The following is a 15,582-nucleotide window of genomic DNA, read 5'->3' as shown; positions in this document are numbered from 1 at the left end:
CAAAAGAAAAGCCGGCCACCTTGCGGGGCCGGCTTTGTTTTGCGATCAGATCAGGCTCAGACCTTGAGGTTCGGGATGATCTGTTTCTTGCGGCTGACAACGCCGGGCAGGACGACGGTGTCGCCTTCGGCATTGGCCTCAAAGGATTTCGCCGCGACAGATTTCACCAGATCGTTGGGCACCAGCAGCGTGGATTCTTCGTTGAGGATGTCGACCACAAACAGCAGCACCTGATCCACACCGTCCTCGGACGCCACTGTGCTCATGCTGTCCATCAGGGACGCCTTGCGGTCCAGAACGGTTGCAGGCGACGTGGTTTCCAGAACGGAGACGCGGAATTTGGTGCCGTCAACTTCGTATTCTTTGGAGTCCATGCGCAGCAGCTCGGCGTCGGAGAAGGACGACACGTCCGATTTGGCGGCGAACATTTCGGCGGCGTAGGACGGGATGTCGATGCCGAGGTCCGCGGCAAGTTTTTCGGCCACTTCGCGGTCAAAGTCGGTGGTGGTCGGGCTGCGGAATTCCAGCGTGTCCGACAGGATGCAGGTTAGCATCGCGCCTTTGATGGCTTCGGGGATGTCGATGTCGCCGATCAGGTCGTACATGATGGTCGCGGTGCAGGCCACGGGGCGGATGTCGATCTGGATCGGGCCTTTGGTTTTCAGACCGCCGACCAGCGCGTGGTGGTCGATGATCGCCTGAATGTCGGCGTCGTTGATCGACGCGGGCAGTTCGGCGGGGTTGTTGGTGTCAACGATGACCACCGGCGCGCCTTCGGCCACGTCTTCGATGATTGCGGGCCTGGGCAGATCCCAGCGGTTCAGGAACCAAGCGGCTTCGGTGTTGGGCTCGCCCAACAGTTTGGGTTCAGCGGCGGTGCCTTTGACTTCGTTCAGATACCAAGCCCAGATGATCGGGGAGCCGGTGGAATCGGTGTCAGGGGATTTGTGGCCAAAAACCTGCGTGGTCATGATGGGAGTCCTCGAAAATACAATGCGGATTTGCGCGCCTTATAGGCAGGCTGCGCAGGTTTGTCACGCGGCCATGCTGCGCTGCGACATCGCTGCGCGGCCTGAGGCGCGCCTCGGTCAGGATCCGTTGCGGTCAAGTCGGGTGATTGAGAAGCCGGCCCGCTGCAACATCCGCAAAAGCCCGTTCTCGCCCGGCAAGTGAAGCGCACCGACGGCAATCAAAGATGGCGTCTGCGCCAGTTCGGGGATCACCTGTTCTGCCCACAAGCGGTTGCGTTTTTCGATCAGTTCGGCCTCCACTTCGGCCAGAAGTGTCGCAAGATCGGATGCGGTGGCATCGTCTTGGGCCTGAGCAAGCGTCATGTGCTGGCCCAGTTCCCAGATCAGTTGAATGTCTTCCTGCTCATAGAGCGCCATCATGGCAGGCATCTGCGACTCGCCGCTGTCCATCAGGTCGAGTTCCAATGACCAGCGCAGTTCTTCTAGTTGTTCCTCAAGAGGGGCGGCGAGGATTGACAGCAGGGTTTCGGTGGTGTCCAACGAGGCCATCGGGATTTGCTTTTGGGTGGCCTCCTGTTCGATCAGGTGATCCAGCCCGCGTTTGCCCGCCGCGATTTCGGCCATGGCACAAGGCGGCATGGCCAGCGTCAACCCAAGAAACCATGGCTGATAGCGGGCCGCCATGAAAGGTGGAATGCCGCGTTTTTTGAGTTCGGCCGAGATGGCCTGCCAGTGGGTGTCGCCCAGAATATCGATCAGGCTATCGCCGCTTTCGATCAGGTAGACGCCGGGATTGTCGAGCAGGTGTTGTTGAAAGGCTTTTTGCGCAGGGGCGGTGAATTCCAGATACACCTTTTGAGGCTGCTCGGGCAGCGCGGCGAGGGTTTGCAGGGTGCGCTGGTGCGTCGGGTGCGACAGGTGCAGTGTGCCAACCAACGTCGAAGTGACGCCGTTTTTCTCGACCGACCAGAGAAGGCCCTGATGGAACGGGGCGCGGGCGGCTTGGGCCTGCAGATCGGCCTGTGTTTGCTCGGGAAGGAGGTCAAAGGCATTGGGGCCGTCGCAGGCGGCCTGTGCCACTGAGGAAGACAACAGAAAAACGAGGGCGGAGAGGAAGCTGCGCATTGAGGGGCCTTTTATCGGTTTGGCGCACCGTAGCAGGTCGCACCACACGGACAAGGTGGGCGTTTGCAGAGCTGCGGGAACAGGGTAGGTATTGGGCATGAGTGGACAAAAAGAAACGGTGCTTTATGCGCCGGTGAAAAGCTGGCTTGAGGCGCGCGGATATGAAGTGAAAGCCGAGGTCGGTGCGGCGGATGTCGTGGCAATGCGCGAAGCTGCAGAGCCGGTGATCATCGAGTTGAAGTTGCAGTTTTCATTGACGCTATTGCAACAGGCGGTGGCACGACAGTCGGTAACGGATGCGGTTTATGTGGCGGTGCCCCGTTGGAAGGGGCGGGCCGGATACAAGGCGTTTAAGAGCAATGTCGGTTTATGCCGGCGTTTGGGGCTGGGCGTGTTGAGTGTGCGCCTTGATGACGGTGCGGTTGATGTGCACGCCGATCCGGTGCCGTTCCAGCCCAAGAAGTCAAAGGTGCGCAAGGACAGATTGCTGTCTGCCTTTGCCAAGCTGGAAGGCGACCCGAACGTCGGAGGGATGCGCGGCGCGCGCGTGACCGTTTACCGTCAGGACGCCATGAAATGTGCGGCCTTTCTTGAGGCGAACGGGGCAAGCCGAGGGCGGGATGTGGTGGCCGGAACCGGCGTTACGCGGGCAACAACACTGATGCGGGACAACCATTATGGGTGGTTCGAAAAGGTGTCGGTCGGGGTCTACATGCTGAGCGAAGCCGGCGTGGCGGCATTGGCGGAGCAGCCGCAATAAGTGCCGGACGCACAGGCAAGAGCGGGCGTGGGTGCGTAGGATTAGGCAATCAGGGTCAGCCGTTTGTTGCCTGTCCAGTTCAGCGAGGGCCAAGAGCCTTGTTGGTTGAGGCAAATGGGTGCCAAAAGCAGTGTCATGAGATCTCTGTTACCCTCTTTGCGGCGTGCTGTTGGCGTCGCCGGTCTTGCCGCGATTTTGCCGCTCCCCGTTTCGGCGGAGCCTGTTCTGGCTGCGGTGCGCGATATTGAGCGCGATCTGGACGCACGTGTCGGGTTTTACATGCATGACACACACAGCGGACAAACGTTGGCCTATGCCGCAGATGACCGATTTCCGTTGAACAGCACCTTCAAATTGCTCGCCTGTGGCGCCTTGTTGGGGCGTGCCGAAAGCGGAGAGGTGTCGTTAAGCCAAAAGGTGCGCTTGCAGGATATCGAGATCGTTGCCTATTCGCCTGAAATCGAGCGCAGGGCGCTGACCGGCCATGAGGACGTGTCTCTTGGCGCTGCCTGTGAGATGACATTGGCGGTCAGCGACAACTCGGCGGCAAATATTGTCCTGTCGGCCATAGGCGGGCCGGATGGGCTCACGGGGTTTTTGCGCTCAATTGGTGATCAGGTGACGCGGCTGGATCGTTGGGAGACCGAACTGAATGCCGCCGTTCCCGGTGATCCACGAGACAGTACCTCGCCGCGCGCGATTGCGTTTTCGGTGGAGCGCTTGCTGTTGGGCGATGCTTTGACGCCTGCTTCTAAGGCAATCCTGCGGGAGTGGCTGGCCGGACATCGGGTTGCTGACGCGTTGTTTCGCGCGGCGTTGCCGTCCTCTTGGGAGATCGAAGATCGCACGGGAGCGGGCGGTTATGGATCGAGGTCGATTGTTGCTGTGCTCTATCCGCCGGAGCGGGCGCCGATTGTGGTGGCGCTTTTTGTGACTGAGACTGAGGCGGATTTTGACCGTCGCAATGCAGCGGCAGCACAGATCGGTGCCGCCATAGTGGCCCATGTCACAAACGAGTAGACGCGCCCGGGTTGGTGCCTGCTTCTGAACCGCTAGGGCAGTTTGAGCTCCGTTACACCTTGTGACCAGCCATCGACAATGCAGCGCGACCGGATAAAGACCGTGTCGACACCGTCCGGCACCGTCACGCCAGATTGGGATCGGGTGAAGGGCTGTTCGTTCACATGCGGATGGGCCAGAACGCGCGTGGTCAGCACGGTGCCGTCTGCCAGTTCCACGCGCCAGCCGTCTGCGTAGTGATCCCAGCCTGTGTCGGGATGCAGAAGAGTTACGTCAAAGCGCCATGTGTCGCCCGAGCGGCTGGCACGGGCGTCGGTGATTTCCGGCGCTTCGGCGAGGGCTTGTGTTGCAAAAACGGCGAGCAATGGCAGGAGAAAATGTTTCATGACTCCAGAGTGCCATAGGCCCCGAGGAATGCGAGAGGTTTGTGGTAACGCTTTTGTCATGTGTTTATTTTCAATGAGTTAAGTGGGGTATTGGGCGAGTTTTGCATTGGTCTGTGATCTGCGGCGCGGGTCGTGGCGTAGTTTTTTCACATGATTTTTGAGGAGATACACATGCAACGTCGCAGCTTTATTGGAATGGTGGCCGGAGCGGCCATGACCGTAACCGCTTTTGGGGCAGCCATCGCGGGCAACCAGAGCGAAATGGATATCGTGGACACCGCCGTAAACGCGGGTAGCTTTGGCACTCTGGTGGCGGCGGTTCAGGCCGCGGGTCTGGTGGACGTGCTGAAGGGAGAGGGTCCATTTACGGTGTTTGCCCCGACCGATGAAGCGTTTGCTGCATTGCCTGAAGGCACGGTGGAGATGCTCTTGAAGCCGGAAAACAAAGAGCAGCTTGTGGCGGTTCTGACCTATCACGTGATCCCGGGCAAAGTTATGTCTGGAGACATCGCAGGTCAGAAGGCGATGGTGCCAACCGTACAAGGCAGTGAAATTTCCGTGGATGCAACGCAGGGCGTGATGATCAACGAAGCGACGGTGGTCAGTGCCGATGTGGGCGCCTCCAACGGTGTGATCCACGTCATCGACAAAGTGCTTATCCCGCAGGGTTAAGAGCACACGCAGAACGAAAAAGGCGCGGTGAAACCCGCGCCTTTTTTGATTTTTCTCAGAGGGCTTAGCCCGAGATCAGGCCCATGCTTTCCAGCTTCAGGATGACCTGATGGGCGCAGTTGTCGACCTCGACATTTTCGGTTTCGACCGACAGTTCCGGATTGGCGGGAACGTCATAGGGGTCGGAGATGCCGGTGAATTCCTTGATCTTGCCTTCGCGCGCCAGCTTGTAGAGACCTTTGCGGTCACGGCGTTCGCATTCTTCGATCGAGGTGGCGACGTGAACTTCGACAAATGCGCCAAAGGCTTCGACGTCTTCGCGCACCGCGCGGCGGGTGGTGGCATAGGGCGCGATGGGCGCACAGATGGCAATGCCGCCGTTTTTGGTGATCTCGGACGCGACATACCCGATGCGGCGGATGTTGAGGTCGCGGTGCTCTTTGGAGAAGCCCAGTTCGCTCGACAGGTTTTTGCGCACGATGTCACCATCGAGAAGCGTCACGGGGCGGCCGCCCATCTCCATCAGCTTGACCATCAACGCGTTGGCAATGGTGGATTTGCCGGAACCGGAGAAGCCGGTGAAGAACACGGTGAAGCCCTGTTTAGAGCGTGGCGGCTTGGTTTTGCGCAGTTCTTTCACAACTTCGGGGAAGGAGAACCACTCGGGGATCTCAAGGCCCTCGGCCAGACGGCGACGCAGTTCGGTGCCGGAGATGTTGAGGATCGTGACGTCGTCTTTGTCCTTGATCTCGTCCATCGGCTCGTATTGTGCGCGTTCCTGTACCCAGACCATATGTTTGAAGTCGACCATTTCGATGCCGATTTCATCCTGATGGGCGCGGAACAGATCCTGTGCATCATAGGGGCCATAGAAGTCTTCGCCTGCGGAGTTTTTGCCGGGGCCGGCGTGATCGCGACCCACGATGAAGTGCGAGCAGCCGTGGTTGGCGCGGATCAGGCCGTGCCAGACCGCTTCGCGCGGGCCTGCCATACGCATGGCGAGGTTCAAAAGCGACATGGAGGTGGTGGACGCCGGATATTTGTCCAGAACGGCCTCGTAGCAGCGCACGCGGGTGAAATGGTCCACGTCGCCCGGTTTGGTCATGCCAACAACGGGATGGATCAGCAGGTTGGCCTGTGCCTCTTTCGCGGCGCGGAAGGTCAGTTCCTGGTGCGCGCGGTGCAGCGGGTTGCGGGTTTGGAAGGCAACAACTTTGCGCCAACCCATCTTGCGGAAGTAGGCGCGCAGTTCGTTCGGGGTGTCGCGACGGCCGCGGAAGTCATAGTGAACGGGCTGCTGGATGCCGGTCACTGGGCCGCCAAGGTATACTTTGCCGGCTTGGTTGTGCAGGTAGTTCACGGCAGGGTGAGCGTCGTCATCCGCACCGAACACTTTTTCGGCTTCGCGGGCTTTGTTGGGCACCCAGCTGTCAGTTACGGTCATGGTCGCGAGGATCACGCCTTCCTGATCGCGCAGGGCGATGTCCTGACCTTCCTCGAGAGAGGCTGCGAAATCTTCGGAGACATCAAGGTTGATGGGCATCGGCCAGAGCGCGCCATCCGCAAGGCGCATGTTTTCCACAACGCCGTTGTAATCTTCTTCGGTCAGGAAGCCCTTGAGAGGGTTGAAGCCGCCGTTCATCAGGAGTTCGAGGTCGCAGATCTGGCGCGGGGTCAAATCCCAGCTTACGAGGTCTGCGGCTTCGACTTTCAACTTCTGCGCGCTTTCATACGACACATAAAGCTCGGGGATGGGAGCCAGATTGTTTTGCATAGGATGCGTCCTGTGTTTGATGGGGGAAAGGCCGGAGGCGGTGCCGGTGAGCTCCGCATGCAGCGCGTTGTATTCGTTTAGTTTGCGGGCCAGAAATTGGTCCGTAAGGCGGACTTTCTCAGTCGCGCCGCGCCGGGTCAGCGTGTAGGCAAACCGCTGGCGTTTGTCGGGGCCGTCGCGGTCACTGATCGAAATAAGACCGGCGTCAGCGGCAGCGCGAAGTTGTCTGTTGAGGTGGCCGAGCGAGATGCCAAGTGCCGACGCCGTAGCGCGCTGGCTGGCACCGGGGGCGGTGTCCAGTTGGCGCAGGAGGCGGAAGCGCAGGTCTTCGTCCTCTGGCGTGGGTTTGGCAACAGTGTCGGTCATCAACAAAACTCAAAGTGTGTTCACGCGTGAACGCAATACACGAAAAAATTCCAAAAGGAAGCTTTTTCTCAACTTGCATAGCCAGATTGCGTGGGGTGCAAGGCCCGCGCGGTGCCATCATTGGACAGGGATAGCTTCGGACGATAGAATGTCTGGGAGGGTTGCCGCCTGTTTCACCGGCAAGGCGGGCATGGGGTGTGCCACGCCGCGCAGTTCCAGGTCGACAAATTCAAAACGGCTGGTGTCATGGCCCGCTGCTTCAAGCAGGTCCTTGGAGATCAGCGCCTCAACCGCGAGCTCTTTGGTTTTGCCCTCAAGGCGCGAGGTTGCATTCACGGTGTCGCCGATGATGGTGCGCGGCGCGTTTTCCGCAGCCCCGATTTCCCCCATGACCAGAGTGCCGAGGTGCAACCCCATGCCGATGGCGACGGGCGGTGCCTTTTCGGCTTTGAGTGTTTGATTGAACGTGGCGAGAGCTGCGCTGATGCCTGCAGCGGCGTCAAGTGCTGCCTGTGCGGAGGCCTGCTCGTCGTCTTGTTCAAATACCGCAAGCAGGCCGTCGCCAAGGTATTTATCCACTGTGCCGCCTGCGCCGGTGATCGACGGGACAATTGCATCAAAAAAGCGGTTGAGCAGAAAGACCACATCATAGGGCAATTGGCCGGTGGTGCGGGCGGTGAAGCCACGCATGTCGAGAAACAGGATGGCCATTCCGCGTTCCTGACCCAAACTCTGATGGGCGCGTGCACGGCGACCATCGCCGCGAAAGACCTGTAGGACTGTCGCGGAATTGGTTGGGCGCAGCTGACACGCAAGGCGTGCATTGGGGGGGGCGTTGACCGCCCTGAGGCTGGCGGCTTCTTCAGCGGATGGTGGGTGCAGCAGGTCCGCGCCTTCTTCGATGATGACACGACAGGTGGTGCAGCGCCCTTTGCCCCCGCAAAGCGCCATGTGCTCAACCCCGTTTGACCGTGACATTTCCAGCAGCGTCATGCCGCGCTGCCCCCTGATTTCCGGCCCTGATACATACCGGATAGGCACCGCGCCTCGGTTGATCACAAACCGTCGGGTCAGATGGATCGCAAGGGTTATCAAAACGATGGCGCCAAAAATTAGCAGGTTTCGGTTGGTGGCTTGCAGAAGGTAGGCAAATTGCTCGGCCGAGAGCCAATTGTATTGCTCGGCCAGCGCGGGAAAGGTTTCGGGATCTCTGAACAGGGCTTTCTGTTGGCGGCCTTGCACCATAAAGCCGGTGAGGGCCCAAGCGGGGATAAGGGTGGCGAGGCTGATAAGAATGAGCAGGGAGTTGCGCCACCATGCCTGTGAGCGGAGCCAGAAATGCAGCCCCATGCAGCCGTGTGTCCATGTGATGAGCAGCAAAGCGGACTGATTCCAGCCGCTGGTGGTGTCCCAGATCAGCCCGACGAGATAGCCCATGCGGTCGTTCAAACCAAAGAAGTCGTGGGCCATGCGCGTGTGCACGATATGCGCCATCAGAAGAAGCGGGATCAGCAGGCCGAGGATGATTTGAAAGGCTTCCCAAGCGGGCATTTTGAGGGTGCGGCGGCGGGCAAGCCGGTAAAGGGCAAGGCCCATATGGATGAAGAGAGCGCCGTAGAGCAGGACCGTGCCCAGCAGGGAGCGGTGGATGGCTTGGCGGATGTCCTGAAACCGTTCCATCGCGTCCAGAGAGAAAATCCCGAGCCCGATGTTGATGAAATGAAAAAGGATATAGGCAAACAGGATCAGGCCCGAGATGACCCGCGCCCGCGTGCGCCAGTTGCCTTTCCAGAGGGAGGAGCCGGTTTTTGTCAAAGTTACGTCCTGTCGCGTCTTGAGCCGAGAGTGGCCGCGCAGCAGGGTCGGGTCAAGACACGGTTGTTTGTGCGCGTACGCGCAGAACCACGGGCAGGCCGCCTTTGGGTTGCGGGATAGGTACGCGGATCCAGTCGATGGGCGTATCCGTGGCCAGTTCGATCCGGTGGGTTTTCAGTAGCGCCGCAAGGAAAATTTTCACCTGCATCGTCGCAAAATGCAGGCCGATACATTTGTGGGCGCCACCGCCAAAAGGTGCCCATGCGTATTTGTGGCTGCGGTCTTCGGCGCGGTCGGGGCCAAATCGGTCGGGGTCGAATTTTTCCGGATCGGTCCAGTGTTTGGGCGACAGCATCACCGTCCCCGGTGTTGCGGAGACCCAAGTACCTGCGGGGATGATGTGGCCCTGCCATTCAAAGTCCCGCACCGCGCGTCGCGGGATCAGCGGCACTGGCGGCAAAAGACGCAACGCTTCTTTCAGCACCAGATCGGCAGAATGCATTGAGGCCAGCCCCGCGTCATCCATCGGAGCATCGGGCAGGGCATCGACTTCGGCAATGATTTTGTCCTGCCATTCCGGGTAGGTGGCCAGCGCCCATGCGACTTTGGTCAGGGCGGAGGCGGTGGTGTCATGCGCCGCCATCATCAGGAAATTGAAATGGTCAACCAGGTCCTCGGTGGACCACGCGTTGCCGTCTTCATCGGCGGCGAGCACCATTTGAGAGAAGAAATCATCACCCGGATTGTCGCGCCGTTCGGGGATCATCAGTGAGAAGTGTTGTGTCAGCGTGGTACGGGCGGCCATGCCGCGGGCCATTTTGGTGAAGGGCACGGGTTTGCGGATGACGGCGGTGGCGGCGGCGACCTCGGCCTGAAAGGCATTTGACAGCAGGTCGGCGCGCGGATCACCAAGGTCGAGACCCATGAATACCGCAGCCCCCATGCGCAGGGTCATGTCTTTGATGGCGGGGAAGAATTTGAAAGGTTGGTCGGCCTTCCAGTCCTTCAGCAGGGTATCGGTCGCCTCCTCAAGCCGAGCGCGGTAGGCATCCAGCACCGGTTTGCGAAAGGCCGCTTGCATGATGCGGCGGTGGGAGCGGTGGTCGTCGAAATCACGCAGCATCAGCCCGCCGGGAAACAGCGTGTGCAGCATGTCCCAGCCCTCAAACGAGGAAAAGAGTTTCTGGGTATCTCCAAGGATGAATTCCAGCGCCTCGGCCCCACCAAGAGATACCCGCCATTGGCCCAGAACCTTGACCTTGTAGACGGGGCCGAATTTTGCCGCGGCGCCCATATGCAAACCCATCGGGTCGCGCAACAAATCCAGCGTATGCCCGACAACCGGTGTCAGCGGCGGGTGGGGGATGTCATCTAAGCTGAGGGCGGTGGCTTGGGCTTGGGTCAAGGCGTGGCTCCTGTTCGCTGAGCGAAGGCTACGGCCTTGGGGGTGGGTGTGGCAACCGGCAGTTGTGCCGGTTGCCTGTGTTTTTTCGTGGCAGGATTATTCCTGTTCAGCGATGAATTTTTCGGCGTCCAGCGCGGCCATGCAGCCCATGCCGGCCGAGGTCACGGCCTGACGATAAACGTGGTCTGTCAGATCGCCCGCAGCAAATACGCCGGGGATCGAGGTGCGGGTGGAGCCGGCCTCGACGTGCACATAGCCGCCGTTGTGAAGCTCAAGCTGATCCGCGACCAGCTCGGAGGCTGGCGCATGGCCGATGGCGATGAACACGCCTGCCGCCGGAATCTCGGTGATTTCACCGGTTTGGGTGTGCTTGACCTTCACGCCGGTCACGCCTTTGGGCATGTCGGTGCCGACAACCTCTTCCAATTCGTGGAACCAGAGGGTCTCGATCTTTTCGTGCTTGAGCAGGCGGTCCTGAAGGATCTTCTCGGCGCGCAGTTCATCGCGGCGGTGGATCAGGGTCACTTTGGAGGCGAAGTTTGTCAGGAACAACGCTTCCTCAACAGCGGTGTTGCCGCCGCCGACAACCACGATCTCCTGACCGCGGTAGAAGAAGCCGTCACAGGTGGCACAGGCAGACACGCCGAAGCCCTTGAAGGCTTCTTCGCTTTCCAGACCCAGCCATTTGGCGCGGGCGCCGGTGCAGAGGATCACGGCATCGGCTGTGTAAAGTGTGCCGCTGTCGCCTTTGGCTTTGAACGGGCGCTCGGACAGGTCGAGATCGGTGATGATGTCTCCGATCACCTCGCATCCCATGGCGCGGGCGTGCTCTTCCATCTTCATCATCAATTCAGGGCCCTGCACTTCGACAAAAGAGGGGTAGTTCTCAACCTCGGTTGTGGTGGTCAACTGGCCACCCGGCTCAAGGCCTTGCACAAGGATCGGCCCCAACATGGCGCGGCTGGCATAAACGCCGGCGGTGTAGCCAGCAGGGCCGGAGCCGATGATCAGAACCTTGGTGTGTTTCGTGTCGGCCATGAGGCACCTTTTCATGTGTTGTCTTTGCGAGTCCGTTAGCGGATATAGCCGCCCCGCGCTTTCAGGAAAAGGGGCAGTGCTGTTTCAGGAACGCACAGTCTCGCGATCCGCCGATGTGGGGGACAATGCAAAAGGATATTGCGCTGACGCGAAACATTATTGCGCGCGGGCGTTGCGGTGGTATAAGAACCGCAAATCCAAGAAGAAAGATTGCCCACATGGCTGGACACCGGCTTGATCCGATTGATCGCAAAATTCTGGCAGAATTGCAGGCCGATGGCCGGATGACCAACGTGGAACTCGCCAAGCGAGTCGGGATTTCGGCGCCGCCGTGCCTGCGGCGTGTGCGCACGCTGGAAGAAGCTGGGTACATCCGCGGCTATCACGCAGATGTGGACAGCCGCGAATTGGGCTTTGAAGTGCAGGTTTTTGCCATGGTCGGGTTGGTGAGCCAAGCCGAGGCAGATCTGAGTGCTTTTGAGGAACGCTGCCGCGAATGGCCGCTGGTGCGCGAGTGTCATATGCTCAATGGCGAGGTGGATTTCATCCTGAAATGTGTCGCTCCGGACCTGAGCACGTTCCAGACGTTCTTGACCGAAGATTTGCTGAAGGCGGACAATGTGGCGAGTGTGAAAACCTCGTTGGTGATCCGCGGGGCAAAGGATGATCCGGGCGTGCCGTTTGAAGTGCTTGAAGAGCGCCTCAGCCGCGACGCCTGAGACCTCAGCGGTTCAGAAATTACCAAGACAAACAAAAGAAGCCGCCCGATTAGGCGGCTCTTTCACGAGGGGTCCGGGTATCCGGAGGTCTTAGGCGACTTTCGCCAGACCTGCGCCTTTGCGCTTGGCGATGAACGCTTGGCGACGCGCGCCGCGAGCCCATGGCATGGCAGGGGTCTCTGCTTTGGATGCCGCGACGACCGATTTGATAAAGCGTTGGTTTTTCATGTCTGCTCTCCTTGGCTCACGGCCCTTCTTTTGTGGCCGGTCTGTTTCCGTGTTGAGAACAATTTGGCCCTCGAATGGGGCGCAGATGGGGCAGGATTGGTCAGATTTGAGGAAAATTGCGCACCAACTTTAAGGCAATTTGGCGCAAATGTGGCGCGCGGCGTCCCAAAGCCCCAAATTACAAGCGAATGACCGAGATCAGCCTGCCATAGTCTGCTTCTTTGGCGTGGGTGGTGCGGCGATAGGAGTAGAATCGGTCTTTGTCCGCGTAGGTGCAGTGGCGGGTCCATTCTGCGGCGCCGATTCCCGAGGCGTGCAGGCGGTGCAGGCCAAAGCCCTGAAGGTCAAAGAGTTTGCGATCACCGGTGCCGTCCGCAAAGAAACGGGCATAGTCGGTGTCGTTGCTTGTGAAACTGTCAAAAAATTCGGGGCCGACTTCATAGGCATCCTGCGAAATCGACGGGCCGATGACGGCGCTGGTGTCGGCGCGGGAGGCGCCAAGGGCTTCCATTGCGTCCAAAGTGGCTTCAAGCACACCGTCCAGCGCGCCGCGCCAGCCGGCGTGGGCGGCGCCGATAACACCCGCATCGTGATCGGCAAAAAGCACCGGCTGGCAATCCGCCGTTAGAATGGCAAGCGCAAGGCCAGGTGTGGCGGTCACAATGGCGTCGGCTTTGGGACGGTCGCCGGTTTGCGGCCCTGTCACGGTGATCACGTCAGCGGAATGCACCTGATAGGGCTGCGCCAGATGGCTTAAGGGCACATCCATAGCCTCGGCGACGCGGCTGCGGTTGATTTCCACAATCTCGGATTGATCCGAACTGCCGGTGCCGCAGTTCAACCCCTCAAACACACCGGAAGATGCCCCGCCGCGACGCGTGAAAAACCCGTGACGCACAGGGCTGAGAAGGTCGGACGTGAGGATTTCCAAGGTCATGAGGTGCATCCAGGTGGAGGGGGTGAGTCTTGCGCAAAGAGGGCAAGGACTTTGAACAGGTTTCCCATTTCCTGTGGATGCGTCAAGCGGCGATGGGCGATGATGTGGTTTTCGAGCGCTTCTCCGCGGAGGCGCTTGGCCAGCATTTGCGCCCTTTGGGTGATGCCAAGACGTTCAAGAAAAACGCCTTGCGGTGTAAGCCGGCTGTGCGCGCAGGGAGCGGCTTGGGCGATGGCCTCGAAGTCGACGTGCGCTGTCAGGTCGGCCTCGCCCGGCGAGGCGAGCGGGTCGACGGGGGCGTGGTTTTGCAGTGCTTGCAGCGTGTCGCCCAGCGAGGTCCAGTCGCCATAATCAACCAGCAGAGCCGCGCCGCCATGGGTTTGGATGCGGGTGCCGATGATGTCGGCCACCGAGTGTGCAGGGGCGCATGTTTCCACGATCTGACCGATGGTGGTGTCGGCAAGCCGGTGCTGCAGTTGGGGCTGGGGAAGCTCGGGACCGAGGGCGAAGGCAAGCGCTCCGTCGCGGGCGGTGATCAGGCGTTCAAACCAGCCTTCAGAGCCGCGTTGGAACTGGCGGATGGGCAGGGCGTCGAAGAATTCATTGGCCACAAGGAACAGGGGTTGCTCCGGCAGATCATTGACGCTGTTGTGCCAAGTGGCTGCGCCAACCGTGTCTTTTTGCTTGGCTCGCAACGTGGGGGAGGCTTCGACGAGATGCACTTGGGCAGCGGCGTGAAAGCCGGGCACCTGTTGTGTGGCGCGCAAAATGTCGGCCATTAGCGTGCCACGCCCGGGGCCGAGTTCGGCCAGCGTGAAGGGCGCGGGCGCACCTTGATCCAGCCAAGCCTGAGCCAGCGCGAGACCGATGAGTTCGCCAAACATTTGCGAGATCTCCGGCGCGGTGGTGAAATCGCCGGCCGCGCCGAGCGGGTCGCGGGTGGTGTAGTAGCCAAGCGTGGGGTGCAGCAGCGCCTCGGTCATGAAATCGGCCACGGTCATGGGGCCGTGGGCCTCGATGCGGGCCAAAAGGTGTTGGGTCAGCGCGCTCACGCCGGTTTAGCTCGCGCGATCAGATAGCCTCCGATCAGGATCATTGGCAGCGACAGCAATTGGCCCATGGTGAACCCGTAGCCGCCAAGATGCAGGGCAAGGCCAAGCGGGTTGCCTTCGGTCACAAAATGGGCGTCGGGTTGGCGGAAGAATTCGACGATAAAGCGGGCGGCGCCGTAGCCGGCAAAGAAAACGCCAGACAGCAAGCCAGAACGTTTGAGGCCACCGCGACGCCATGCGAGCCAGAGCAGAAGAGCCCCGAGAATGAGGCCCTCCATTGCGGCCTCATAGAGTTGGGACGGATGGCGGGCGCAAAGGCCGAGCAGTTGGCCGCAATCCTGCGCCGCGTGGCCGGGGAAGATCACGCCCCATGGCATTTCCGTTTGCCGGCCCCAGAGTTCCGCGTTGATGAAATTGGCAATCCGACCAAGAAGCAAACCCGGCCAAATACCGAGAACCATGGCGTCAGAAACGCGCAGCTTGTTGAGCTTGTGAGCGGACGTGTAAAGCCATGCGGCGACGATCACGCCAAGCATGCCGCCGTGAAACGCCATGCCGCCTTGCCAGATTTGCAGAATTTCAGCCGGGTTGGCGGCGTAGTAGGCGGGCTTGTAAAAGAGAATATAGCCCAGACGCCCGCCGAGGATCACGCCAAGGATCACCCAAGTCAGCAGGTCTTCTATCTGGCGTGGATTGATGGGGGCCTCGTCATTGGGCCAAAGGCGCGGGGCGCGCACCGCTGCGACAACGATCCGCCAGCCGATCAGGATGCCAACGATATACGCCAGCGCGTACCAGCGCAGGGCAAACTCCATGCCAAAGACCGTGATCGAGAAGATCTCGGGTGAAATCTCGGGGAACATAATGGATGCGCGCATAGGGTCCTCACCAGTTGGGCCTAAGTGGCCGTGCGGGGCGGATAAAGTCAAGGCGGGCAAAGCGACTTGTGTCCGCGCGCGCAGCCCCCCATATAGAGGACAGCCAAAAGCGGAGAGATTGATGCAGACCCGTAACAAGTTCATGGACGACATGTCCCAGCTGATGACCAATGCGATGGGCGTGGCCCAAGGTGCAAAGGACGAGGCGGAAAACGCCATGAAATCGCTGATGGACCGCTGGCTGGCGGACCGCGATTTTGTCACCCGCGAAGAATTCGATGCGGTGCGAGCGATGGCCCAGAAAGCGCGTGAAGAAAACGAAGCGCTGAAGGCGCGTATTGACGCGCTTGAAAACAAGTAAGCGTTTCTGATCAGGCGTAAAATTGCCTGATACTTTGCGACACATGGACAGGGCCGCGCCGGCGGCCTAGTCTCC

The 15,582-nt window shown here is 60.0% G+C and carries 16 protein-coding genes; 5 read left to right on the top strand and 11 right to left on the bottom strand.

All coding sequences use genetic code 11. The annotated features are described in order from the left end of the window. Positions 1–56: 56 nt before the first annotated feature. Both BM069_RS13610 and BM069_RS13605 read right to left on the bottom strand, forming a co-directional pair. Positions 57–971, bottom strand: coding sequence for a manganese-dependent inorganic pyrophosphatase (locus BM069_RS13610; RefSeq protein ID WP_093324438.1), 915 nt, complete (start codon positions 969–971; stop codon positions 57–59). A 117-nt stretch (positions 972–1,088) separates the two neighbouring features. Next, on the bottom strand, positions 1,089–2,096 hold the full coding sequence (locus BM069_RS13605; RefSeq protein WP_170846748.1) for a TraB/GumN family protein: 1,008 nt from the start codon (positions 2,094–2,096) through the stop codon (positions 1,089–1,091). 97 nt (positions 2,097–2,193) lie between these two features. On the opposite strand from BM069_RS13605, the gene BM069_RS13600 reads away from it, so the two are divergent. Together BM069_RS13600 and bla are read left to right on the top strand one after the other, a co-directional pair. After that, positions 2,194–2,856: a DUF2161 domain-containing phosphodiesterase gene (locus BM069_RS13600; RefSeq protein WP_093324434.1), complete on the top strand. Its 663-nt coding sequence runs from the start codon at positions 2,194–2,196 to the stop codon at positions 2,854–2,856. 135 nt (positions 2,857–2,991) lie between these two features. After that, positions 2,992–3,876, top strand: a complete 885-nt coding sequence (gene bla, locus BM069_RS13595) for a class A beta-lactamase (RefSeq protein ID WP_093324433.1) — start codon at positions 2,992–2,994, stop codon at positions 3,874–3,876. A gap of 32 nt (positions 3,877–3,908) precedes the next feature. Here bla and BM069_RS13590 read toward each other — a convergent pair whose 3' ends face one another. Continuing rightward, the gene (locus BM069_RS13590) at positions 3,909–4,262 is read right to left on the bottom strand and encodes a hypothetical protein (RefSeq protein ID WP_093324431.1); all 354 of its coding nucleotides are present in this window, start codon (positions 4,260–4,262) and stop codon (positions 3,909–3,911) included. A 171-nt stretch (positions 4,263–4,433) separates the two neighbouring features. Here BM069_RS13590 and BM069_RS13585 point away from each other — a divergent pair, with 171 nt between their 5' ends. Continuing rightward, positions 4,434–4,934, top strand: coding sequence for a fasciclin domain-containing protein (locus tag BM069_RS13585; protein WP_093324429.1), 501 nt, complete (start codon positions 4,434–4,436; stop codon positions 4,932–4,934). 64 nt (positions 4,935–4,998) lie between these two features. Here BM069_RS13585 and BM069_RS13580 read toward each other — a convergent pair whose 3' ends face one another. The 4 genes from BM069_RS13580 to trxB form a co-directional block, all read right to left on the bottom strand. Beyond that, entirely contained in the window at positions 4,999–7,074 is a 2,076-nt protein-coding gene (locus tag BM069_RS13580) for a bifunctional sulfate adenylyltransferase/adenylylsulfate kinase (protein ID WP_093324428.1), read from the bottom strand. A gap of 117 nt (positions 7,075–7,191) precedes the next feature. Further along, positions 7,192–8,889: an adenylate/guanylate cyclase domain-containing protein gene (locus BM069_RS13575; protein ID WP_244503624.1), complete on the bottom strand. Its 1,698-nt coding sequence runs from the start codon at positions 8,887–8,889 to the stop codon at positions 7,192–7,194. Between the two features lie 52 nt (positions 8,890–8,941). Next, complete coding sequence (locus BM069_RS13570) at positions 8,942–10,294, bottom strand: cytochrome P450 (RefSeq protein ID WP_093324426.1); 1,353 nt, start codon at positions 10,292–10,294, stop codon at positions 8,942–8,944. Positions 10,295–10,390: 96 nt separating this feature from the next. Then, positions 10,391–11,332, bottom strand: coding sequence for a thioredoxin-disulfide reductase (gene trxB / locus BM069_RS13565; protein WP_093324424.1), 942 nt, complete (start codon positions 11,330–11,332; stop codon positions 10,391–10,393). Positions 11,333–11,550: 218 nt separating this feature from the next. On the opposite strand from trxB, the gene BM069_RS13560 reads away from it, so the two are divergent. Beyond that, a complete protein-coding gene (locus BM069_RS13560) occupies positions 11,551–12,051 on the top strand; it encodes an Lrp/AsnC family transcriptional regulator (RefSeq protein ID WP_093324423.1) in 501 nt (166 codons plus the stop codon). Positions 12,052–12,141: 90 nt separating this feature from the next. On the opposite strand, the gene BM069_RS19850 is transcribed toward BM069_RS13560, so the two are convergent. From BM069_RS19850 to lgt, 4 genes are all read right to left on the bottom strand, one after another. Further along, positions 12,142–12,279 (bottom strand): hypothetical protein, encoded by a 138-nt coding sequence (locus BM069_RS19850; protein ID WP_170846747.1) that lies wholly within the window; start codon positions 12,277–12,279, stop codon positions 12,142–12,144. 178 nt (positions 12,280–12,457) lie between these two features. Continuing rightward, entirely contained in the window at positions 12,458–13,216 is a 759-nt protein-coding gene (gene pgeF / locus BM069_RS13555; protein ID WP_093324421.1) for a peptidoglycan editing factor PgeF, read from the bottom strand. Next, a complete protein-coding gene (locus BM069_RS13550) occupies positions 13,213–14,268 on the bottom strand; it encodes a class I SAM-dependent methyltransferase (RefSeq protein WP_425288682.1) in 1,056 nt (351 codons plus the stop codon). The genes pgeF and BM069_RS13550 overlap by 4 nt, the downstream gene beginning before the upstream one ends. Further along, complete coding sequence (gene lgt, locus BM069_RS13545) at positions 14,265–15,146, bottom strand: prolipoprotein diacylglyceryl transferase (RefSeq protein WP_093324420.1); 882 nt, start codon at positions 15,144–15,146, stop codon at positions 14,265–14,267. The genes BM069_RS13550 and lgt overlap by 4 nt, the downstream gene beginning before the upstream one ends. A gap of 121 nt (positions 15,147–15,267) precedes the next feature. Between lgt and BM069_RS13540 the strand changes: the two genes are divergently transcribed. Beyond that, positions 15,268–15,507: an accessory factor UbiK family protein gene (locus BM069_RS13540; protein WP_093324418.1), complete on the top strand. Its 240-nt coding sequence runs from the start codon at positions 15,268–15,270 to the stop codon at positions 15,505–15,507. Positions 15,508–15,582: the final 75 nt, after the last annotated feature.

Origin of the sequence: Shimia haliotis, assembly GCF_900114415.1 — a bacterium.
In the GTDB taxonomy this organism is placed as follows: domain Bacteria; phylum Pseudomonadota; class Alphaproteobacteria; order Rhodobacterales; family Rhodobacteraceae; genus Shimia; species Shimia haliotis.
This window is presented reverse-complemented; position numbering and strand designations above follow the sequence as displayed.

Excerpts from the sequence above, each read along its gene's own strand:
- BM069_RS13610 (WP_093324438.1), bottom strand. The coding sequence starts at position 971 with ATGACCACGCAGGTTTTTGGCCACAAATCCCCTGACACCGATTCCACC.
- BM069_RS13605 (WP_170846748.1), bottom strand. The coding sequence starts at position 2,096 with ATGCGCAGCTTCCTCTCCGCCCTCGTTTTTCTGTTGTCTTCCTCAGTG.
- BM069_RS13600 (WP_093324434.1), top strand. The coding sequence starts at position 2,194 with ATGAGTGGACAAAAAGAAACGGTGCTTTATGCGCCGGTGAAAAGCTGG.
- bla (WP_093324433.1), top strand. The coding sequence starts at position 2,992 with ATGAGATCTCTGTTACCCTCTTTGCGGCGTGCTGTTGGCGTCGCCGGT.
- BM069_RS13590 (WP_093324431.1), bottom strand. The coding sequence starts at position 4,262 with ATGAAACATTTTCTCCTGCCATTGCTCGCCGTTTTTGCAACACAAGCC.
- BM069_RS13585 (WP_093324429.1), top strand. The coding sequence starts at position 4,434 with ATGCAACGTCGCAGCTTTATTGGAATGGTGGCCGGAGCGGCCATGACC.
- BM069_RS13580 (WP_093324428.1), bottom strand. The coding sequence starts at position 7,074 with ATGACCGACACTGTTGCCAAACCCACGCCAGAGGACGAAGACCTGCGC.
- trxB (WP_093324424.1), bottom strand. The coding sequence starts at position 11,332 with ATGGCCGACACGAAACACACCAAGGTTCTGATCATCGGCTCCGGCCCT.
- BM069_RS13560 (WP_093324423.1), top strand. The coding sequence starts at position 11,551 with ATGGCTGGACACCGGCTTGATCCGATTGATCGCAAAATTCTGGCAGAA.
- BM069_RS19850 (WP_170846747.1), bottom strand. The coding sequence starts at position 12,279 with ATGAAAAACCAACGCTTTATCAAATCGGTCGTCGCGGCATCCAAAGCA.
- pgeF (WP_093324421.1), bottom strand. The coding sequence starts at position 13,216 with ATGACCTTGGAAATCCTCACGTCCGACCTTCTCAGCCCTGTGCGTCAC.
- lgt (WP_093324420.1), bottom strand. The coding sequence starts at position 15,146 with ATGCGCGCATCCATTATGTTCCCCGAGATTTCACCCGAGATCTTCTCG.
- BM069_RS13540 (WP_093324418.1), top strand. The coding sequence starts at position 15,268 with ATGCAGACCCGTAACAAGTTCATGGACGACATGTCCCAGCTGATGACC.